This is a genomic window from Pseudomonas sp. NFIX49 (assembly GCF_900115915.1).
Classification (GTDB): Bacteria; Pseudomonadota; Gammaproteobacteria; order Pseudomonadales; family Pseudomonadaceae; genus Aquipseudomonas; species Aquipseudomonas pharyngis.
Genome location: NZ_FOYE01000006.1, coordinates 410990 through 433020, shown reverse-complemented (window position 1 = coordinate 433020; position 22031 = coordinate 410990). Strand labels below are relative to the sequence as shown.

Sequence of the window (22031 nt, the reverse complement as noted above, 5' to 3'; positions counted from 1 at the left end):
GAAACGGTGCGATCCTGAGCCCGGTAGCCGGGCTCAGGCGCATGTTCAGCGGCGACGGAACAGCGGCAGCGGTTCGTCAGTGGCGGCCTGATAGGTCACCGAGAAGTCCTTGAGGCTTTCAAGGGCATCGTACGGGTCTTTGTCCGCGCGCAGGGCGAAGGCATCGAAACCGCAACGGCGCATGTAGAACAGCTGGTCGCGCAGTACGTCGCCAATCGCTCGCAGTTCGCCTTTGAAACCGTAACGGTCACGCAGCAGGCGGGCGTTGGAGTAGTTGCGGCCATCGGTGAACGCCGGGAAGTTCAGGGCAATTACCTGGAACTCATTGACGTCGTCACCGATTTCTTCGGCTTCTTCATCGGCGTCCAGCCACACACCCAGACCGCCATCGCGGGCCTTGAGCATGCGGGCGTGTTCACGCCACAGCTGCAGCGGGACGATCAGGTCGTCGCAGTTGCTGATTTCGTCGATGTTGAAATCCTTGGGCAGCAGGTGCCAGGTTTCGTCGACGACCTCGTTGTTCTTAATGATTCGCTGCATAGACGCGTTCCTTGAAGAGGTCGATGCCAATACGCTGGTAGGTGTCGATGAAACGCTCGTCTTCGGTGCGCTGTTCCACGTACACGTCGATCAGTTTGGAGATCACGTCCGGCATGTCTTCCTGGGCGAAGGAAGGGCCGAGGATCTTGCCCAGGCTGGCGTCACGGCTGGCGCTGCCGCCGAGCGAGACCTGGTAGAACTCTTCACCTTTCTTGTCCACACCGAGGATGCCGATGTGGCCGACGTGGTGGTGACCGCAGGCGTTCATGCAGCCGGAGATGTTCAGGTCCAGTTCACCGATGTCGAACAGGTAGTCCAGGTCGTCGAAACGGCGCTGGATCGATTCGGCGATCGGGATCGACTTGGCGTTGGCCAGGGAGCAGAAATCACCGCCAGGGCAGCAGATGATGTCGGTCAGCAGGCCGATGTTCGGAGTGGCGAAGCCACCTTCACGCAGTTCGCCCCACAGGGTGAACAGCTGGCTCTGCTCGACGTCGGCCAGAATGATGTTCTGCTCGTGGGAGGTGCGCAGTTGACCGAAGCTGTAGCGGTCGGCCAGGTCGGCGACGGCGTCGAGCTGCTTGTCGGTGATGTCACCCGGTGCAACGCCGGTCGGCTTCAGGGACAGGGTCACGGCCACATAGCCCGGCTTCTTGTGCGCCAGGGTGTTGCGGGTGCGCCAGCGGGCGAAACCCGGATGCTCTTTGTCGAGGGCGGCCAGTTCGGCGTCCTGACTGCTCAGTGCCTTGTAGTCCGGGTCGACGAAGTGTTTGGCGACGCGATGGACTTCGGCTTCGGTCAGGGTGGTCTGGCCGCCGCGCAGGTGTTCCATCTCGGCATCGACTTTTTGGGCGAAGACTTCCGGCGTCAGCGCCTTGACGAGGATCTTGATCCGCGCCTTGTATTTGTTGTCGCGACGCCCGTAGCGGTTGTACACCCGCAGGATCGCGTCGAGGTAGCTCAACAGGTCCTGCCATGGCAGGAACTCGTTGATGAACGCACCGACCACCGGGGTACGACCCAGACCACCGCCGACCAGCACGCGGAAACCGAGTTCGCCAGCAGCGTTGTGTACCGGCTCAAGGCCGATGTCGTGGACTTCGATGGCCGCGCGGTCGGAAGTCGAACCGTTGACGGCGATCTTGAACTTGCGTGGCAGGTAGGCGAATTCCGGGTGGAACGTGGTCCACTGACGAACGATTTCGCACCACGGACGCGGGTCGATCAACTCGTCGGCTGCGACACCGGCGAACTGGTCAGTAGTGACGTTGCGCAGGCAGTTGCCGCTGGTCTGGATGGCGTGCATCTGCACAGTGGCCAGTTCGGCGAGGATGTCCGGGATGTCTTCGACCGCCGGCCAGTTGAACTGCACGTTCTGCCGCGTGCTGATGTGGGCGTAGCCCTTGTCATAGTCGCGGGCGATCTTGGCCATCATGCGCACCTGACGCGAGGTCAGTTGGCCGTAAGGCACCGCCACTCGCAACATCGGCGCGAAACGCTGGATATACAGGCCATTCTGCAGGCGCAGGGGGCGGAATTCTTCTTCGCTCAGCTCACCTGCCAGATAGCGTCGGGTCTGATCACGGAACTGCTTGACGCGGTCCTCGATGATCCGCTGATCGTACTCGTCGTATACGTACATATAAGTCCTGTTCTCAGGCTTTGGCCACTCGGAAAACGCTGCGTTTTCGCTTGCTGGAGTCCGATGGTTCCTCTGCAATTCTGCGCGCACGGCCGCGCACTCCCTGACGGAGCCGGGGCAATATACCCGTTTGCAGTTATGCGCAAAAGTGATGTTTGAGTATATGTAAAGAACCAAATCGCCTAACAAGAATCACTGTCAACTAAACCACATTTGTCGTGCGGACAATCATCGTCTTTACTGTGGACGAGTCTTTCTGCAATCACCGATAAAACCGACAAGAGGCGATGCAATGAGCAACCCAACCAAAGCAAGGAAAAGCGATAGCAGCGTCGATGCCTGGGCGATTCTGTTCCTGATCATTCTGGTCGTTGGAACGGCGGTATTCTGGGTCAGCCATCAGTAAAACGACTCGTCCGGGCCCCGCTTGCGACGATTGTCGGACAAAAGGCGGGATCAAGCGCCAAAGGCCAGGTGATCAATGGCTATAATGCGCGGCCATTTTTCCTTGGGCCCGGATGATTCATGTTCAAGCTTCTTCACCTCAGCCTGCTGCTGTTCGGCGCGGTTTTCGGTACCTGCGCGCGTGCGGAGTCGGTGCTGTTCCTGAATCCGGGCTCGACGCAGGAAGCATTCTGGGTCAGCTATTCGCAATTCATGCAGGCTGCCGCCCGGGATCTGGGCATCGACCTGCGCATCCTCTACGCCCAGCGTCAGCCGGAATTGACCCTGGCGCAGGCGCGACTGGCCCTGCAGGGGCCAGATCGCCCGGATTATCTGGTGTTCGTCAACGAACAGTACGTGGCACCGCAGATTCTGCGCTTGGCCAATGGCAGTGGTGTGAAGCTTTTTATTGTCAACTCGGGACTGACGTCCAACCAGCAGGCACTGGTGACAGAGGGCGCGGATCGCATCGGCAGCCTGGTGCCCAATGACGAGGAGGGCGGCTACCTGATGATGAAAGAGCTGATCCGCCTGCATCCGCCCGTGGCGCCCGGTGAAAGCATCGATCTGCTGGCGTTTTCCGGCCTCAAGATCACGCCATCGGCGCAATTGCGCGAAAAGGGCATGCAGCGAGCCCTGGCGGAGAATCCGCAGGTGCGTTTGCGGCAACTGGTCTATGGCGGCTGGACCCAGCAGCGGGCTTACGAGCAGGCGAAGCAGTTGCTGGTCCGCTATCCCAACGTTTCATTGGTATGGGCAGCCAATGATGAAATGGCCTTCGGCGTGATGCGTGCCGCGTCCGAGGCCGGCAAGGTGCCGGGCAAGGACGTGCTGTTCAGCGCGGTCAACACCTCGCCCGAAGCCTTGCAGGCGGTGGTCGACGGGCGCCTGAGCGCGTTGCTCGGCGGCCATTTCACCCTGGGTGGCTGGGCACTGGTCGAGCTGCATGATCACGCGCAAGGCGTCGATCTGAATCAGTATGGCGGCCGGGATCGGCAGATTCCGTTGCTGCAACTGATCGACAGGGATCATGCCCGCCGAATCCTTGCCATGGGCGCCTCGCCGGACTACGGCGTGCACTTTCGCAAGCTCTCGGCGAAAGGGCGCCCGGTTTCGTATCGCTACCCGTTCAATCTGCAGACCCTGATGCACTAGGGCCGTCAGACGCCCGCCAGGTGCACCACCAGTTGCACAATGCCGAACAGCGTCAGCGCGAACACCGCCGTGAACGCGATACCCAAAAAGATGAAATGGCTGGGCTTGCCGTGGGTGAAGTCCCTTGCCCGGTTCTTGCCGCTCTGCACCCCGAACGCCGCCGCCATGACGCTATGCAGCATCTGCCAGAACGTCGGTGGCTTGTTGTCGACTGGATCGTCCATAAATCCCTCGTCTGCCGTGTGTGTCAGACAAGCATAGCCAACGCCTTTGAAGCCACAGAAATAACTGTGGGAGCCAATTGGCTCCCACAGGGTGTCGCGTGAAGCCGGATTAGTTGTCGTAACCCAGATTAGGCGCCAGCCAGCGCTCGGTCAGGCTCAGTTCCTGGCCTTTGCGCGAGGTGTAGCTCTGCACCTGATCCTTGTCGACCTTGCCCACCGCGAAGTACTGCGCCTGCGGATGGGCGAAGTACCAGCCGCTGACCGCTGCCGCCGGGAACATCGCGTAGTGCTCGGTCAGGAACACGCCGCTGCGACCGGCGCGCATTTCCTGGGCCTCAGGGTCGAGCAGGGCGAACAGCGTGGCCTTCTCGGTGTGATCCGGGCACGCGGGGTAGCCGGGAGCAGGGCGGATGCCGGAGTACTGCTCTTTGATCAGCGCCTCGTTGTCGAGCGCTTCATCCTTGGCGTAACCCCAGTGCTCCTTACGCACCTGCTGGTGCAGCCACTCGGCGCAGGCCTCGGCCAGACGGTCGGCGAGGGCCTTGACCATGATCGAGTTGTAATCGTCGCCAGCATCCTGATAAGCCTTGGCCACTTCTTCGGCGCCGATCCCGGCGGTGGTGATGAAACCACCGACATAGTCGGTCACTTCGCTGTCCTTCGGCGCGACGAAGTCGGCCAGGGAGAAGTTCGGCTTGCCGTCGGTCTTGATGATCTGCTGACGCAGGTGATGCAGGCGGGCCATTGGCTTGCCGTCATCGCCGTACAGCTCGATATCGTCGTCGTGCACCTGATTGGCCGGCCAGAAGCCGAACACCGCACGGGCACTGATCAATTTCTCGTCGATCAGTTTGGTCAGCATCTCGCGGGCGTCCTTGTACAGCGAGGTCGCAGCTTCACCGACCACTTCGTCTTCGAGGATGCGCGGGAACTTGCCGGCCAGGTCCCAGGAGATGAAGAACGGCGTCCAGTCGATGTACTCGGCCAGGACGTTGAGGTCGATATTGTCCAGCACGCGGGTGCCGGTGAAGGTCGGTTTGACCGGGGTGTAGGTGGCCCAGTCGAATTGTGGCTTCTTGGCGATCGCGGCGGCGTAGCTCAGACGTTCGGTACGGGCGCTGCGGTTGGCGGTGCGCTCGCGGACGTCGATGTACTCTTCGCGGGTCTTCTGGACGAAGCCGGCCTTCAGTTCCTTGGACAGCAACTGCGTCGCCACGCCCACGGCGCGGGAGGCGTCGGTCACGTAGACCACCGCGTCGTTGCTGTACTTGGGCTCGATCTTCACCGCCGTGTGCGCCTTGGAGGTGGTCGCGCCGCCGATCATCAACGGCAGGTGGAAGTCCTGGCGCTGCATCTCGCGGGCCACATGGACCATTTCATCCAGCGACGGGGTGATCAGGCCGGACAGTCCGATGATGTCGCACTTCTGCTCCCTGGCCACCTGCAGGATCTTCTCGGCTGGCACCATCACGCCGAGGTCGACGATGTCATAGCCGTTGCAACCCAGTACCACGCCGACGATGTTCTTGCCGATGTCGTGCACGTCGCCCTTCACCGTGGCCATCAGGATCTTGCCCTTGGCTTCCGGCTTGTCGCCCTTTTCCAGTTCGATGAACGGAATCAGGTGCGCCACAGCCTGTTTCATCACACGGGCGGATTTCACCACCTGCGGCAGGAACATTTTGCCGGCGCCGAACAGGTCGCCGACGATGTTCATGCCGGACATCAACGGGCCTTCGATCACTTCGATCGGGCGCGCGAAGGACTGACGGGACTCTTCGGTGTCTTCGACGATGTGGGTGGTGATGCCCTTGACCAGCGCATGCTCCAGACGCTTGTTGACGTCCCAGCTGCGCCATTCTTCGGTCTCGGCTTCCTTGACGCTGCCATCGCCCTTGTACTTATCGGCGATGGCGAGGAGGGCGTCGGTGCCTTCGGGCGTGCGGTTGAGGATCACGTCTTCAACGGCGTCGCGCAGTTCCTGCGGGATCTGGTCGTAGATCTCCAGCTGACCGGCGTTGACGATGCCCATGGTCAGGCCGGCGCGGATCGCGTACAGCAGGAACACCGAGTGGATCGCCTCGCGCACCGGGTTGTTGCCGCGGAACGAGAACGACACGTTGGACACGCCGCCGGAGCTCAGGGCATACGGCAGTTCGTCACGGATGTAGGCACAGGCGTTGATGAAGTCCACAGCGTAGTTGTTGTGTTCCTCGATGCCGGTGGCCACGGCGAAGATGTTCGGGTCGAAAATGATGTCTTCCGGTGGGAAGCCGACTTCGTTGACCAGAATGTCGTAGGAGCGTTTGCAGATTTCTTTCTTGCGCGCTTCGGTGTCGGCCTGGCCGGCTTCGTCGAACGCCATCACCACCACGGCCGCGCCGTAGCGCTTGCACAGTTTGGCGTGATGGATGAACTGCTCGACGCCTTCTTTCATGCTGATCGAGTTGACGATGCCCTTGCCCTGGATGCATTTGAGGCCGGCTTCGATCACGTCCCATTTCGAGGAGTCAATCATGATCGGCACGCGGGAGATGTCCGGTTCGCCGGCAATCAGATTGAGGAAGGTCACCATGGCCTTCTTCGAATCGAGCATCCCTTCGTCCATGTTGATGTCGATCACCTGGGCGCCGGCCTCGACCTGCTGCAGGGCGACTTCCAGGGCTTCGGTATAGTTGTCTTCACGGATCAGGCGGGCGAATTTTGCGGAACCGGTGATGTTGGTCCGCTCGCCGACGTTGACGAACAGCGAGCTGCGATCGATGGTGAACGGCTCCAGGCCTGAGAGGCGGCAAGCCTTGGGAATGTCCGGAATCTGCCGTGGCGCGTAGCCGGCGACGGCTTTGGCGATGGCTTCGATGTGGCCCGGCGTGGTGCCGCAGCAACCGCCGACAATGTTGAGGAAACCACTCTGGGCGAATTCTTCGATGACCTTGGCGGTGTCCACCGGCAGTTCGTCGTACTCGCCGAACTCGTTCGGCAGGCCAGCGTTCGGGTGCGCCGAAACGTGGGTGCTGGCCTTGTCCGACAGTTCTTCCAGGTACGGACGCAGTTCGCGGGCACCGAGGGCGCAGTTCAGGCCGACCGAAATCGGTTTGGCGTGGGCCACGGAGTTCCAGAACGCTTCGGTGGTCTGGCCCGACAGGGTACGGCCGGAGGCGTCGGTGATGGTGCCGGAAATCATGATCGGCAATTCGAAGCCCAGTTCTTCGAACACGCCTTGCACGGCAAAGATCGCGGCTTTGGCGTTGAGAGTGTCGAAAATGGTTTCGATCAGGATCAGGTCGGCGCCGCCTTCGATCAGGCCTTTGGTGGCCTCGGTGTAGTTTTCCACCAGTTCATCGAAGGTAACGTTGCGATAGCCCGGGTTGTTGACGTCCGGCGACAGCGAGCAGGTGCGGCTGGTCGGGCCCAGAACGCCGGCGACGAAACGCGGCTTGTCCGGGGTCTCGAGGGTTTTCGCGTCGGCGACCTTGCGCGCCAGACGGGCGCCTTCTACGTTGAGTTCGTAGACCAGTTCTTCCATGCCGTAGTCGGCCATGGAAATCTGCGTGGCGTTGAAGGTGTTGGTCTCGAGGATGTCGGCACCGGCATCCAGATAGGCTTTCTCGATGCCGCCGATCACGTCCGGGCGGGTCAGCACCAACAGGTCGTTGTTGCCCTTGACATCGCTCGGCCAGTCGGCGAAACGTTTGCCGCGATAATCCTGCTCTTCGAGCTTGTAGCTCTGGATCATCGTGCCCATGCCGCCGTCGAGAATCAGGATGCGCTCTTTGAGAGCTTGCTTGAGAGCTTGAAGGCGGACGCTGCGATCGGACATTGGGGCTACTCGAAAAAGACCATGACGAAGGGCCGGGATCATAACAAACCTGTGCGGTTTTAGAGCATGTGGCGCTTTTGCATGAATATCGCTCATGTTGGTACGGACGTCATAACGGTAGAATCGCGGTGTTTTTCTCCAGGATCAGGATCAGGGACATGTCGTACCGCGTCATCAGCATTTTTTTGCTGTTCTTAAGCTGGGGCGCCGCTGCGCAGCAACCCTCGATTTCTCCCGCTATTTCTTACAGCCGCGATATTCAGCCGATCTTCACCGAGAAGTGCGTGGCCTGCCATGCGTGTTATGACTCTGCCTGTCAGCTCAACCTGGGCAGCGGTGAAGGCGCAGCGCGGGGCGCGAGCAAGATGCCGGTCTACGATGGCGAACGCACCCAGGCGGCGCCGACCACGCGGCTGTTCTATGACGCCTTCGGCAAGCGGGCCTGGCAGCAGAAAGACTTCTACTCGGTGCTCGACGCCCAGGGCAGCCAGGCCGCACTGATGGCGCGCATGTTGGAGCTGGGACACAAAACCCCGCTGACCCCCAACGCCAAACTGCCGCAAGACATTGTGCTGGGTCTCAACCGCGAAAACCTGTGCGCGATGCCCGCCGAGTTCGAAGGCTATGCCGGCGCCCATCCGAGAGAGGGAATGCCGCTGGCGGTGACCGGGCTGACCGATCAGCAATATCAGACACTGCAACGCTGGCTCGCTTCCGGCGCACCGATCGATGAGCAAGGCCTGGCGCCAAGCGCCAAGGAGGCGATGCAGATCGTCCAGTGGGAAAATCTGCTCAACCAGCCTGGCGCGCGGGAAAGTCTGGTCGGGCGCTGGCTGTTCGAGCACTGGTTCCTCGCGCACATCTATTTCAAGGACGGCGAGCCGGGGCATTACTTCCAGTGGGTGCGCTCGCGCACGCCGACCGGGCAACCAATCGATCTGATCGCCACCCGTCGCCCGAACGACGATCCGGGTACTCAGGTGTATTACCGCCTGTGGCCGGTGCAGGGCGTGATCGTGCACAAGACCCACATCACTTATCCGCTGAGCGCGGCGAAGATGGCGCGGGTCAAAAGCCTGTTCTACAACGGTAACTGGCAGGTCAATGCCTTGCCGGGCTACGGGCCGCAGAGCCGGGCCAACCCGTTCGCGACCTTTGAGGCGATTCCGGCGCAGGCGCGCTATCAGTTCATGCTCGATAACGCAGAATACTTCGTGCGCACCTTCATTCGCGGCCCGGTGTGCCGTGGGCAGATCGCGACTGACGTGATCCGCGACAACTTCTGGGCGTTGTTCCAGGCCCCGGAACACGACCTCTACATCACCGACCCGAACTATCGCGGCCAGGCCACGCCATTGCTGGCCATGCCGGGGCAGAACGACGATGTCGGCAGCGTCCTGAGCCTGTGGCACAACTACCGCAACAAGCGAAACCAATACGAAGCCCTGCGCCGTGACAGCTACGCCGACCTGCCGGCGCCGAGCTGGTCGACCCTGTGGGCCGGCAACGATAACGCCTTGCTCAGCATCTTCCGCCACTTCGACAGCGCTTCGGTGACCAAGGGCCTGATCGGCGAGGTGCCGCAGACGATGTGGCTGTTCGACTATCCGCTGCTGGAGCGCACCTATTATCAGTTGGCAGTGAATTTCGATGTGTTCGGCAACGTCTCCCATCAGGCGCAAACGCGCTTGTATTTCGACCTGATCCGCAACGGCGCCGAACAGAACTTCCTGCGCCTGATGCCCGCCGATTCCCGTGAGGGCTACCTCGACGATTGGTACCAGAGCAGCGGCCAGTTCAAGATGTGGCTCGATTACGAAGCCATCGACGACGACAAGCCGACCGCGCTGAAACTCGACGAGAAAGACCCGAAACGCGATTTCGCTATGCAATTGCTGGCGCGTTACGGCGATCTCAACGCGCGTCCGGATCCGATCAACCGCTGTGAAGACGCCTATTGCTCGCGCCCGAACATCGACCCGGCGCTGCAAAACGCCGAACAGGCGCTGAGTCGCCTGACTTCGCGCCCGGCGGCGGGCCTGAAGGTGATCGATCAATTGCCGGAAGCCACCATGCTCCGGGTTGAAACCCGCAGCGGCAAGCGCGAGGTCTACAGCCTGCTGCGCAACCGCGCCCACAGCAACGTGGCGTTCCTGCTCGGTGAATCGCTGCGTTATCAGCCGGGCCTGGACACGCTGACGATCTACCCGGGCGTGCTCAGCAGCTACCCGAATTTCATGTTCAACGTTCCGGCAGACCAGGTGCCGGCGTTTGTCGATGCGATGGAAGGGGCAAAGGACGCGGCGCAGTTCGAGAAAGTCGTCGAGCGCTGGGGGATTCGCCGCAGTCATCCGCAGTTCTGGTTCTATTTCCACGATTTGAGCCAGTACATCCACGAAACCGAGCCGGTGGAAGAGGGCGTGCTGGACATGAACCGGTACGAGAATCTTTGATCGTTTGAGCGATGGCGGTTGTCCCAATTCTGTGAAGTACGGGATCGGGAGCGCCATCGATGTTGATTTCAGTGCAGGCCCTGCGAGCGCTCGCCGCGTGGGCGGTGGTCTGCCATCATTTCATGCAGATTTTCTTCGACTTCGAGGCGCGGGGGCCGATAGGTCAGCTGTTCATCGACAAGGGTGCCGTGGGCGTCGATATCTTTTTCGTGATCAGCGGGCTGGTGATTTTCCTGTCCACTGAAGGCAAGGCGCTGCCGCCCGCGCGGTTTTTGCTGTATCGACTGTTCCGGATTGTCCCGGCGTATTGGCTCTACACCGTGCTGATGGCGTTGCTGGTGGTGTTCGCCCGGCCATTGCTGCCGGATCAGACGGTGGACTGGAGTCATCTGTTCCTGTCGTTACTATTTATCCCGACCGAAAACCCCGGCGGCTACGGGATCTACCCGACCCTGAATGTCGGCTGGACCCTGAATTACGAAATGCTGTTCTACGTGTTGTTCGCCTGGGCGCTGTTGTTTCGGTTGCAGGTGCGCTTGCTGGTGGTCGCGGCGCTGCTGTTCGCGGTGTGCCAGGCCTGGACCGGATTTGGCTGGGTCAGCGAGTTCTATCGCTCGGACATCGTTTATGAGTTCCTGCTGGGGATCGGCATCGGCATGCTCTACCGTCGCGGCTGGATCGGCCCGGCGCTGTGGCTGCCCTTATTGGGGATCAGTGCGGCGTTGCTGGCTATCTATCACCTGCCGCCGGAACCCCGATTGCTGAACTGGGGCGTGCCCAGTGCGGTGCTGGTCATGGCCAGCATGGCGCTGGAGCGCCATGTCGAGCGCAACAGGCTGCTGAAGCTGCTGGGCGACTGTTCCTACTCTGTATATCTGATGCACGTGCTGGTGCTGTCGGCCGGCGGTTATCTGGCCCGACGCTACGGGATCAACCCGTATTTGATGTTTGTCGTCTGTGCGCTGGCCATCGCTATCGGTTCGTGGCTGAGCTACGAATGGGTGGAAAAACGCAGTTATCAATGGCTTAAAGCGCGGATTGACGGTGAACCTGGCACCTAGCCGATTTGCGAACTATTCCTACGTAAATACTAGGACTTTGTGCCGCGCGCCGATTGGCGTAAACTCCGCCCCAAGCCTGCGAGGAGTTTCCATGACCGCTATTACCATTACCGACGCCGCCCATGATTACCTGGCCGATCTGCTCTCCAAGCAGAACACCCCGGGCATCGGCATCCGCGTTTTCATCACCCAGCCTGGCACCCAGTACGCCGAAACCTGCATTGCCTACTGCAAGCCGGGCGAAGAGAAACCTGAAGACACGGCGCTGGGGCTGAAAAGCTTCACCGCTTACATCGACTCGTTCAGCGAAGCGTTCCTCGATGATGCCGTCGTCGACTACGCCACCGACCGCATGGGCGGCCAGCTGACCATCAAGGCGCCAAACGCCAAAGTCCCGATGGTCAACGCCGACAGCCCGATCAACGAGCGCATCAACTACTACCTGCAAACCGAAATCAACCCGGGACTGGCCAGCCACGGCGGTCAGGTCAGCCTGATCGATGTGGTTGAAGACGGCATTGCCGTGTTGCAGTTCGGCGGCGGTTGCCAGGGCTGCGGCCAGGCGGACGTGACCCTGAAGGAAGGCATCGAGCGCACCTTGCTCGAGCGCATTCCGGAGCTCAAGGGCGTTCGCGACGTGACCGACCACACGCAGAAAGAAAACGCCTACTACTAAGGTGTTCGCTGCGACATGAAAAACGGCGCCCCGTGAGCGCCGTTTTTTATGCCTGCCGGACGATGATCGTTCGTTGGTTGATCGTTCCCACGCTCTGCGTGGGAATGCAGCCGTGGACGCTCCGCGTCCCATTCACGGTCGATAAAGGTGCGCATGCCCCGCGCGATACAGCGACGACTCGCTAAAGTGATCGCTACCCAACACCCGCCCAACCAGAATCAACGCGGTACGCCGAAACCCCTTGGTCGTCACCTTCTCGGCAATATCCTCCAGCGTTCCGACTACCCAATCCTGATCCGGCCAAGTCGCCCGATGAATCACCGCGATCGGGCAATCTGCGCCGTAATGCGGCAGCAACTCGGCCAGAATCTTCTCCAGATGATTGACCCCCAGATGAATCGCCATGGTCGCCCCGTGCTGCGCCAGACTACCGAGTTCTTCGCCAACCGGCATCGCCGTCTTGTCCGCATAGCGGGTCAGAATCACGCTTTGCGAGATGTCCGGCAGGGTCAGTTCAGCGCCCAACAGCGCGGCGCACGCGGCGGTGGCGGTCACGCCGGGAATGATTTCGAACGGAATATCCAGCTCGCGCAAATAACGAATCTGCTCGCCAATCGCGCCATACAGGCTTGGATCGCCCGAATGCACCCGCGCCACATCCTGGCCCTTGGCATGGGCGGTCTTGATCAGGTCGATGATCTGTTCCAGGTGCAGCTCGGCGCTGTTGACCACGGTTTCCGCGCAATGACCTTCCAGCACCGCCGTCGGGACCAGCGAACCTGCATAGATGATCACCGGGCAACTGCGGATCAGCCGCTGGCCTTTGACAGTGATCAATTCCGGGTCGCCGGGGCCGGCGCCGATGAAGTAAACGGTCATCGTTGGATCCTGTAGAAAAGGGGCAGGGCAGTGCTTCACAAGCCCTTCAGATGAAGAATGCTCATGATCGAAAGCGTGAATTATCGGGAATTTACGCCGCGCCGGCCAATGCCAGAGTTGCCTGGGTGTATTTTTGCCGGGGTATCAGCAGTTTTGCCGGGCCGCTTATCAACTGCTCGGCGAGCGCCAGCGCGGCACTTTCCGCTACGCCGTAGCAACCGGTGCGTTCGAAGGCAATCTGTGAATGATGGCTCAGTCGTTGCTGATAACTGGCCAGTTCTTCGCTGCTGAAATACAGCAACGGCAGCGCCAGTTGGGCGGCGAGTTCCTGCAGGCCAGGTTCGTCGCGCTTGAGGTCGATGCTGGCCAGCGCCTTGACCTTCTCCAGATCAATTCGATGTGCCTGTAATGCCTGATCAAGCAAGGCGCGCAGCGTGCTGGCCGGGCAGCCGCGCTGGCAGCCCAGGCCGACCACGAAGGTCGGCGCTGCGCTGTCATCGGTCATGCCTGGTACTGACCTTCGCTTTTGCGGCGGAACAACCACGCGCTGATCAGGCCCAGGGCCAACCAGAACGCGACGTTGGTCAGCTGCGAAGCGATTTTGAACTGCGCTTCGAGGGCTTCCGGGGCGAGCATCGAGTGCACTTCCGGTTGCGGCGCGCCGATCACGTGCGGCACGGCAAGGATCGCCACGCCGAGGATCTTCATCAGCCAGTGACGGCTGAATGCAATCAGGGCCAGACCGACAGCGGTGGAAGCGGCGGTGCCGATCCACCACATCTGACGCGAGGCCAGATCCGCGGCGGCGGTGCCCGGCAGCTCAGGTGGCAGGCCCAGGGTCGGTGCAAGTACGAAAGTCGCATAACCGGCCAGGCCCCAGAGCAGGCCTTGCGAGGTTTTGGTCGGCGCACGCAGGGTGTACAGGCCCGCGAGCATCAGTGCGAAACCCACGGCAACCACCAGATTGCCACCGGTGGTGGACACCACGCGCTGCCAGCCGTCTTCCGGCTCCCAGGCTTCGGCATCGTGGGTGTGGGCGGCGGTGCCGGCAGCGTGTTCGTGAACTTCGGCCACCGGTTCGGCTTTCTCGAAGGTTTCGGCCTGCAGAATCAGCGGTGATACCCAGAAGCTTTGCAGCAACGTCAGGAGCAGGGCGGCCAGAAGGCCGGTGAAACCTGCGGTCTGCGCAATACGCTTGATCATGTCGTCAGGTCTCAGTGGCACGGGAACGCGGCGCTGTGGCGGGTATCGTGAGCAGCGTTGTGCACCGCTTCGATGTGCGAGAAACCGGCGAAATACACAAGGCACGCACCGAGGATCGACGCGCAGGCGGCGGCGGTCAGGCGTTGGCTCAGGGTGGTGGTGCTGGAGATCTTGTCCGAATTGCTGCCGGTGCTGCTGATGATCGACATGGCGCTTCCCTCTGAAGTGTCAGCGGGTGAATAGAGCGCATGAAAACCCCTGCGGCCGGGCACGCAGAGGTTCGAACAGCGCCCGCCCACCGCGGGTTTGTTATGTTCAGCGACGCAAGATGCGCACTGTGTGTTGCGGGCCGGTCTCCGGGCTCACGAGGGGTGGCTGTCTGCCGACCTGCAAGCGTCACCTTCCCATGCCTGTGGGCACAGTGGATCTGACGCTTCGCTCGCTTACCGTTGCGGGGGCAGCACCGGACTGACATGGCTTTAGAGTAAAGCACATGATTCACCGGTTTCCCGTTTCACCCTGTGAAGGGCACCCGTAACAAGTTGTGTAGGAGACCATGAGGGGGAATTTGAGTCAATTGGGATTGGGATTGGGGCAGATCCGTTGCTGCGGTTATGGCTGCTTAGGGTTCCGCCCTTACGGCGGGTCACTTTTGGCAAACGCCCCAAAAGTAACCAAAAGGTCTCTAACCCTGACGTACGGCCCCTCGCTTAGGCTCGGGGTTCCTTCGCTCCGGGATTGATCCGGGGGCATCGCCTACGGTTTGCTCCGCTGCACCTCCTCTCGATGCATGCGGCTGCGCCGCACGGTCGCTGCGCTCCCACCCCCGGATCAATCCCTCCACTCAGCCTGCCGACGGGCCCTGCGATCAAAAGCGGTACTCGAGCTAACGCTCATCGTTTTGAGTGGGGAGGAGCGGGGCGTGTTCGGCTTTGGTTTTTGTGGTGGGTTTACCCCTCACTGTAGAGACCGGTACATCCTTTACACATTAGACCGGGGACATCGTTTACACCTTTTACAGGCTTGATACGCGGTTGGCACCGCGCTCAAGCCTGCCTAAACAGAAGTTGCAAAGGTACAGCTCCCACACGTCATCAGCCACTTCCTTCAGCGCGATGTCCTCGCCGATCAGCGCCTCGCCCAAAAACATTCGTTGCCCCTTCCACTTGAACTCGCCGTTCGAGCGAACCTTGCGTACCTCAACCTCAGGGCCATATTCGACCGCGGGCAAGTAGCCCGGATACGGGCGCAACGAAGGTCTGTATACGGAAGCCGGCGGTTTCATGCCCAGTGCGGTGTGTGGTCGATCATGGTTGAAGTCCTGAACGAACTCTTCAAAGGCCAGCTGCTGGCGTACGAGATTTTCCGCAGGTGTTCGCAGTACCGCTGCTTTGAGGGTGCGGTGCATCCGTTCGTGTCGACCGTTCTGGTCAGGACGCCCTGGTGTGATTGTCTCGATATGGATGCCATGCCTGATGAACCAGACGGACAGCTTCGACAGCCGCGCCAAACCGGTCGATGCGAAAGGCGCCCCGTTATCTGTGCGGATTACGTCCGGCAATCCAAACTCCCGGAAAGCCCATTCGAATCCCTGTCGCGTCGGCTCGCTGTGCGTGCCGGGCAGCGCCCGGCAGAGCAGCAGATAGCGGCTCATCTGATCGGTAATGGTCAGCGGATAGCACCAATTGCCGTCCTGCATCCTGAACTGCCCTTTGAAGTCGGCACACCAGGTCTGGTTGGGTTCATCGGCCGGGCGTAAATGCGTCGGAGCACGCGGGCGCAAAGGATAAGGGCGCCGCGCAATGACCAAGCCAGCCTTCTTCAACCACTCACCGGCAGTGCTCGCGGCCGGCCATGGGATCTGTGGATCGGACTTTCGCAGGCGATCAATGATCTGTTTGGGACCTCGATCCGGATGCTCGTTTTTCTTGGCCAGCAATGTGGCGATGATTTCATCCGGGGTTTGATGAGGGCAGTTCAAAGGCTTGCGGGATTGCTCTTTCAAGCCATCCACACCGAGCGCTGCATACCGATCCAGCCATTTATCGACGGTTGGCCGGCTGACCCCATAACGCCGGCTCAATTGGCTCTTGGTGTAGCTGCCACTGAGCCAGTCACTGACTAATTTCACTCGTTGATCCATCGGGGACTCTTGATTCCAGGGCATGGTCAGCACCTCCTGACCATGATTGATACCTGTAAACCATGTCCCCGGTCTCAAACGTAAAGGATGTACCCGGTCTTTACCCACCCCAGCCCTCTCCCCGAGGAGAGGGAGCCGTTTTTTGTGCTTTTCAAAGCCTGAGTTCAACGCGGTATCGCACGTCGGCGAACCTCTCCCAAACCACTCGGTCAGTCCCCTCTCCCTACGGGCGGTCCGACGTTTCGGGAGGGCTAGGGTGAGGGGCTCTTGATCTGGCTCTTGATCTGGCTCTTGATCTGGCTCTTGATCTGCTTTTGATTTTTTGCCTCTTCGGCAGGCCGAGCGAAGGTGTCCATCAGGGGGTAGGCGCGCAGCGCCGTGCGGCGCAGCCGCATACATCGAGAGGAGGTGCAGCGAAGCAAACCGTAGGCGATGCCCCCTGATGGACACCGTAGCGAGGGAACACTGAGCCTAAGCGAAGTGCCGTACGCCGGGGCAAAAGCCTTTTGGTTCCTTTTTGGCGTTTGAAAAAGGGACTCGCTGTAAGAGCGAAACCGCCAGCGGCAGCACCCGAAGCAACGGATATGCCCCCAATCTCAAAATCCACCAACCATTGACCCATCCCCACACCCTGCGTAGCCTTGCGCTTTCGAGGTTCTTCGGCCCACGCCGAAGCTAAGAAGGGAACGCGGTCCAAGCCGCGGCTGCCCCCGCAACTGTGAACGGTGCTGTTCGCTGCCACGCCACTGCCAACTCAATCCAGAGCCAGCGGGAAGGCGCAGCGAATACCGGGCCAAGGCCCGAACACCGTCAGCCAGGAGACCTGCCTCGTCACAGATTCTCACTTTCAACCGGGCGGGGTGATCCGGTGGCGAACTCTCCAGGCACGCACTCGCGTTGCCGGTCTCGTCCCGTATGCCCGCCACCTTGCCAAAGGGCATCCGATGAAAACACTGGCCAAACTCCCCGTCACCATCGTCACTGGCTTCCTCGGCTCGGGCAAAACCACCTTGCTGCGGCACATGCTCGACAACGCCCAGGGCCGCCGTATCGCGGTAATCGTCAACGAGTTCGGCGAGCTGGGCATCGACGGTGAAATCCTCAAGCAATGCACCATCGGCTGCACCGAAGAAGAAGCCACCGGCCGCGTCTACGAACTGGCCAACGGTTGCCTGTGCTGCACGGTTCAGGAAGAGTTCTTCCCGGTGATGCGTGAACTGGTGGCCCGTCGCGGCGACCTCGATCACATCCTGATCGAAACCTCGGGCCTGGCCCTGCCAAAGCCGCTGGTGCAAGCCTTCCAGTGGCCGGAAATCCGCAGCGCCTGCACCGTTGACGCGGTGATCACCGTGGTCGACAGCCCGGCCGTGGCCGCTGGCACCTTCGCCGCGTTCCCGGATCAGGTCGACGCCCAGCGCAAGCTCGATCCGAACCTGGATCACGAATCGCCACTGCACGAACTGTTCGCCGACCAACTGGCCAGCGCCGACCTGGTGATTCTCAACAAGGCCGACCAGACCAGCCCTGAAGACCTCGCGCGCGTCCGTCTGGAAGTCGCCGAAGAGCTGCCGCCAGCAGTGAAAATCATCGAAGCCAGCAATGGTCGTCTGCCGCTGGACGTGTTGATCGGCCTCGGCGCCGGTTCCGAAGAACACATCGACAGCCGGCACAGCCATCACGATCACCACCACGACGATGACGATCATGATGACCACGATCACGACGCCTTCGATTCGATTTCCATCGAGCTGCCGCAAGCCGACGAAAGCCTGCTGCTCGACGCATTGACGCAACTGGTGGTTCAGCACGGCATCCTGCGAGTCAAAGGCTTCGCGGCGATCCCGAACAAGCCGATGCGTCTGTTGGTTCAGGGTGTGGGCACTCGTTTCGACAAGCACTTCGACCGTCAGTGGGGCGCCGATGAGGCGCGCGTGACGCGTCTGGTGTTGATCGGTCAGGAGCTGGACGCCGCCCAGCTCGAAGCGCAACTGCGCGCCGCGCTCAGCGTTTAAGCCATGCACCTGCTCAGGACCCAGCCCGGCGGTTTCGTGTCGGATGACAACATTGCCGACCTTGGACAAACCCCCGCCGAGCTGGTGATCCTGTGCAGCGGCGATTCCAGCCTGGCGCTGCTCGCCGAAGCCGCGCAGCAACTGCCTGAGGATTACCCGAGCGTGCGGCTGGCCAACCCGATGCAGGTGCAGAACCATGCGTCGGTCGACCTCTATGTCGATGAGGTACTGCGCCACGCCAAGGTCATTCTGATTTCGCTGCACGGCGGCATCGCTTATTGGCGTTATGGCGTCGAGCGGCTGGTCGAGTTGTCCGAGCGTGGCGTGCAGGTGATTCTGGTGCCGGGCGATGACCGGCCCGACCCGGAACTCAGCGACTTGAGCACCGTGGGCGCCGAGGATCGCGACCGGCTCTGGCAGTTTCTGCGTCAGGGCGGCATGGGCAATGCGCTGGACTTTTTCCGTTGCCTGGCCAATCGCTGGCTGGCGCGGGATTACGTGTGGGGCGAGCCGCAAACGCTGCCGCGCACGGCGATATATCATCCGAACAAAAACACCGCCGCACTGAGTGACTGGCAAGCCGATTGGCTGCCCGGTCAACCGGTGTCGGCGGTGTTGTTTTATCGCTCGCATTTGCAAGCGGCGAACACGGCGTTTATCGACGTGTTCTGCCAACGGCTTCAGGCGGCCGGACTCAATCCGCTGCCGATCGCCGTGGCCAGTTTGAAAGAGCCCGGCTGCCTGTCGGTGGTCGAGGGCTGGCTGGATGAAGTCGAGGCCTCGGTGATTCTGAACACCACTGGTTTCGCCCAGTCCAGCCCGGAAGCGCCGCATCTGCGGCCGTTCCGTCGCAACATTCCGGTGATCCAGGCGATTTGCGCCCAAGACAACGAGCCTGGCTGGCGCGAGAGCGAGCAGGGCCTCGGCCCCCGGGATCTGGCGATGCACATCGCCTTGCCGGAACTGGACGGCCGGATTATCAGTCGGCCGATCAGCTTCAAGGATCTGGCCTGGCGCAGCGAGCGCAGTCAGTCCGACGTGGTGTGTTATCGGGCCCAACCCGAGCGCATGGATTTCGTCGCCGAACTGGCGCGACGCTGGGTCGATCTGGCGCGGGTGCCGAACGCTGAAAAGCGCATCGCCCTGATCCTCGCCAACTATCCGACCCGGGACGGGCGCATCGGCAACGGCGTCGGCCTCGACACGCCGGCTGCCGCGCTGAATATCCTGCGGGCATTGCGGGCCGAAGGTTATCCGCTGCCCGCCGAACTGCCGGACAGCGGCACCGAACTGATCCGGCAATTGCTGGGTGGCGTCAGCAATGACCTCGACACCCTCGATCAGCGCCCGTGCCAGCAAAGCCTGGCGATGAATGATTACCTGTCGATGTTCAACGCACTGCCCGAAGCCAACCGCACGGCAGTGCTGGAGCGCTGGGGTTCGCCGCAAAACGATCCGATGTGCCGGGACGGGCGGATGATGATCGCTGGCCTGCGTTTTGGCCTGACTTTCGTCGGCATTCAACCGGCGCGGGGTTATCAGGTCGATCCGAGCGCGGTGTATCACGACCCGGATCTGGTGCCGCCGCACGCATACCTCGCGTTCTATTTCTGGCTGCGCCAGACCTACGGGGCTCACGGCGTGATCCACGTCGGCAAGCACGGCAACCTCGAATGGCTGCCCGGCAAAGGCGTGGGTCTGTCGGAGAACTGCTGGCCGGACGCGCTGCTCGGGCCGCTGCCGAACATCTATCCGTTTATCGTCAACGATCCGGGCGAGGGCGCCCAGGCCAAACGTCGCACTCAGGCGGTGATCATCGACCACCTGATGCCGCCGCTGACTCGCGCCGAAACCTATGGTCCGCTGCGTAATCTGGAGCTGTTGGCAGACGAGTATTACGAAGCTCAGTTGCTCGATCCGCGCCGCGCCCGGGAATTGCAGCGCGATATTCTGCAACTGGTGCGTGACACGCAGATCGACCGCGAGCTGCAACTCGACGAAGCCCTCGACAGCGATGCCGATGCGGCGATCTGGCTGCCGCGTCTGGATACTTATCTGTGTGATTTGAAGGAGTCGCAGATCCGCGATGGTCTGCACATCTTTGGAGAGTCGCCGAGTGGTCGGCTGCGCATCGACACGTTGCTGGCGTTGCTGCGGATTCCGCGTGGCGATGGCAAAGGCGCGCAATCGAGTTTGTTGCGGGCGTTGGCGAAAGCGTTTCAGTTGGGGTTCGATCCGCTGGATTGTGCACTGGCTGATTCCTGGACCGGCCCGCGCCCAATGGAATTGCAATCGCTGAGCGATGAAGTCTGGCGTACGGCGGGGGATACTCGCGAACGTCTGGAGCTGTTCGCCACCCAACTGATCTCCCAGTCACTGCCATCCCCCTGTGGGAGCGAGCCGCGCTGGGTTGAAGTCGGTGCAATCCTCGACAACCTCCGCGAAGTGATCGCCCCACGCCTCGACGCCTGCGGCCCGGCCGAAATGCGTGGCCTGCTTGATGCCCTGAGCGGCCGCTTCGTCCCGGCCGGCCCGAGCGGCGCGCCAAGTCGCGGTCGCCTCGATGTGCTGCCCACCGGTCGCAATTTTTACTCCGTGGACGTGCGCAACCTGCCGACTACCACGGCGTGGCGAATCGGCTTCCAGTCCGCGACCCTGATTCTCGAGCGACACCTGCAGGATCACGGCGATCACCTGCGCCAGCTCGGCCTGTCGGTGTGGGGCACCGCGACCATGCGTACCGGCGGAGACGACATCGCCCAGGCCATGGCGCTGATGGGCGTGCGCCCGGTATGGGCCACCGGCAGTCAGCGGGTCGATGATTTCGAGATTCTGCCGCTGAGCCTGCTCGACCGGCCTCGGGTCGATGTCACGCTGCGGGTCTCCGGATTTTTCCGCGATGCGTTCGCCAACCTGATCCGCCTGTTCGACGCCGCCGTGCAAGCCGTGGCCGAACTGGACGAGCCGGACGACCTCAACCCGTTGGCCGCCAAGGTGCGTGCCGAACGTGAGGCGTTGCGTCAGTCCGGGCTGGACGAAGAGGCTGCCCGACGTCAGGCCGGCTGGCGGATCTTCGGTGCCAAGCCCGGTGCCTATGGCGCGGGCGTGCAGGGCGCCATCGATGGTCGCCTGTGGCAAACCCGCGAAGATCTGGCCGAGGTCTACCTGAACTGGGGCGCCTATGCTTACGGTGGTTCCGACGAAGGCACTGCCGCCCGCGAGCAATTCGTCCAGCGCCTGAGCCAGGTGCAGGCCGTGCTGCAAAACCAGGACAACCGCGAGCATGACCTGCTCGATTCCAACGACTATTACCAGTTCCAGGGCGGCATGCTCGCCGCCGTGGAAAGCCTGCGCGGCGAAGCGGCGGCCAGTTATCACGGCGATCACAGTCAGCCGGACCTGCCGAAGATCCGCACCTTGAAGGAAGAACTGAACCGAGTTATCCGCTCGAGGGCGGCGAATCCGAAATGGATCGACGGGGTCAAGCGCCACGGCTATAAAGGCGCGTTCGAACTGGCGGCGACGGTCGACAACCTGTTCGCCTTCGACGCCACCACGCAACTGATCGACGACCATCAGTACGCCTTGCTGGCCGATGCGTATCTGCTGGACCCGGCGACCCGCGAGTTCGTGCGCGAGCATAATCCCCACGCACTGCGCGACATGACCGAACGCATGCTCGAAGCGCAGCAGCGCGGGATGTGGCAGGAACCGGGCGCCTACAAAGAAGCTCTGGAAAACCTGCTGCTGGACATAGAAGAAGAGAGCTAAGACTGAAC

General features: G+C 61.4%; 15 protein-coding genes and 2 riboswitches. Of the genes, 6 read left to right on the top strand and 9 right to left on the bottom strand.

The genetic code is table 11. The features are described from left to right. Nucleotides 1-45: 45 nt before the first annotated feature. A complete protein-coding gene (locus BMZ46_RS19740; protein ID WP_007959510.1) occupies nt 46-540 on the bottom strand; it encodes a DUF934 domain-containing protein in 495 nt (164 codons plus the stop codon). Further along, nucleotides 524-2182, bottom strand: coding sequence for a nitrite/sulfite reductase (locus BMZ46_RS19735; RefSeq protein ID WP_039768834.1), 1659 nt, complete (start codon nt 2180-2182; stop codon nt 524-526). Before BMZ46_RS19735 ends, BMZ46_RS19740 begins: the two co-directional genes overlap by 17 nt. Before the next feature lie 525 nt (nt 2183-2707). Here BMZ46_RS19735 and BMZ46_RS19730 point away from each other — a divergent pair. Further along, nucleotides 2708-3781 carry an ABC transporter substrate-binding protein gene (locus BMZ46_RS19730; protein WP_039768832.1) on the top strand — a complete coding sequence of 358 codons (1074 nt, stop codon included), beginning with the start codon at nt 2708-2710 and terminating at the stop codon, nt 3779-3781. A gap of 5 nt (nt 3782-3786) precedes the next feature. Here the strand turns inward: BMZ46_RS19730 and BMZ46_RS19725 are convergent, their stop codons facing one another. Both BMZ46_RS19725 and metH read right to left on the bottom strand, forming a co-directional pair. Further along, the gene (locus BMZ46_RS19725; RefSeq protein WP_007959515.1) at nt 3787-4005 is read right to left on the bottom strand and encodes a DUF2970 domain-containing protein; all 219 of its coding nucleotides are present in this window, start codon (nt 4003-4005) and stop codon (nt 3787-3789) included. A gap of 109 nt (nt 4006-4114) precedes the next feature. Beyond that, nucleotides 4115-7825 carry a methionine synthase gene (gene metH / locus BMZ46_RS19720; RefSeq protein ID WP_039768830.1) on the bottom strand — a complete coding sequence of 1237 codons (3711 nt, stop codon included), beginning with the start codon at nt 7823-7825 and terminating at the stop codon, nt 4115-4117. Nucleotides 7826-7983: 158 nt separating this feature from the next. Between metH and BMZ46_RS19715 the strand changes: the two genes are divergently transcribed. The 3 genes from BMZ46_RS19715 to nfuA all read left to right on the top strand — a co-directional run bounded on the left by BMZ46_RS19715 (nt 7984) and on the right by nfuA (nt 12015). Continuing rightward, nucleotides 7984-10278, top strand: a complete 2295-nt coding sequence (locus BMZ46_RS19715; protein ID WP_074690334.1) for a fatty acid cis/trans isomerase — start codon at nt 7984-7986, stop codon at nt 10276-10278. 59 nt (nt 10279-10337) lie between these two features. Then, complete coding sequence (locus tag BMZ46_RS19710; protein ID WP_074690336.1) at nt 10338-11339, top strand: acyltransferase family protein; 1002 nt, start codon at nt 10338-10340, stop codon at nt 11337-11339. Nucleotides 11340-11430: 91 nt separating this feature from the next. Beyond that, the gene (gene nfuA / locus BMZ46_RS19705) at nt 11431-12015 is read left to right on the top strand and encodes a Fe-S biogenesis protein NfuA (RefSeq protein WP_007959519.1); all 585 of its coding nucleotides are present in this window, start codon (nt 11431-11433) and stop codon (nt 12013-12015) included. 132 nt (nt 12016-12147) lie between these two features. Here the strand turns inward: nfuA and cobM are convergent, their stop codons facing one another. From cobM to BMZ46_RS19680, 5 genes are all read right to left on the bottom strand, one after another. Next, the gene (gene cobM, locus BMZ46_RS19700; protein ID WP_074690338.1) at nt 12148-12894 is read right to left on the bottom strand and encodes a precorrin-4 C(11)-methyltransferase; all 747 of its coding nucleotides are present in this window, start codon (nt 12892-12894) and stop codon (nt 12148-12150) included. 91 nt (nt 12895-12985) lie between these two features. Then, nucleotides 12986-13399: a cobalamin biosynthesis protein gene (locus tag BMZ46_RS19695; RefSeq protein WP_074690340.1), complete on the bottom strand. Its 414-nt coding sequence runs from the start codon at nt 13397-13399 to the stop codon at nt 12986-12988. Continuing rightward, nucleotides 13396-14097, bottom strand: a complete 702-nt coding sequence (locus BMZ46_RS19690; RefSeq protein WP_039768821.1) for a CbtA family protein — start codon at nt 14095-14097, stop codon at nt 13396-13398. Before BMZ46_RS19690 ends, BMZ46_RS19695 begins: the two co-directional genes overlap by 4 nt. Before the next feature lie 11 nt (nt 14098-14108). Beyond that, the gene (locus tag BMZ46_RS19685; RefSeq protein WP_039768819.1) at nt 14109-14306 is read right to left on the bottom strand and encodes a CbtB domain-containing protein; all 198 of its coding nucleotides are present in this window, start codon (nt 14304-14306) and stop codon (nt 14109-14111) included. Nucleotides 14307-14426: 120 nt separating this feature from the next. After that, nucleotides 14427-14648: riboswitch (cobalamin riboswitch) on the bottom strand. A 464-nt stretch (nt 14649-15112) separates the two neighbouring features. After that, nucleotides 15113-16264 (bottom strand): integrase core domain-containing protein, encoded by a 1152-nt coding sequence (locus BMZ46_RS19680; protein ID WP_074690342.1) that lies wholly within the window; start codon nt 16262-16264, stop codon nt 15113-15115. Between the two features lie 611 nt (nt 16265-16875). After that, nucleotides 16876-17086, top strand: a riboswitch (cobalamin riboswitch). Nucleotides 17087-17184: 98 nt separating this feature from the next. Between BMZ46_RS19680 and cobW the strand changes: the two genes are divergently transcribed. Both cobW and cobN read left to right on the top strand, forming a co-directional pair. Beyond that, nucleotides 17185-18252 (top strand): cobalamin biosynthesis protein CobW, encoded by a 1068-nt coding sequence (gene cobW / locus BMZ46_RS19675; protein ID WP_074690344.1) that lies wholly within the window; start codon nt 17185-17187, stop codon nt 18250-18252. Nucleotides 18253-18255: 3 nt separating this feature from the next. Further along, the gene (cobN, locus tag BMZ46_RS19670) at nt 18256-22023 is read left to right on the top strand and encodes a cobaltochelatase subunit CobN (protein WP_039768816.1); all 3768 of its coding nucleotides are present in this window, start codon (nt 18256-18258) and stop codon (nt 22021-22023) included. Nucleotides 22024-22031: the final 8 nt, after the last annotated feature.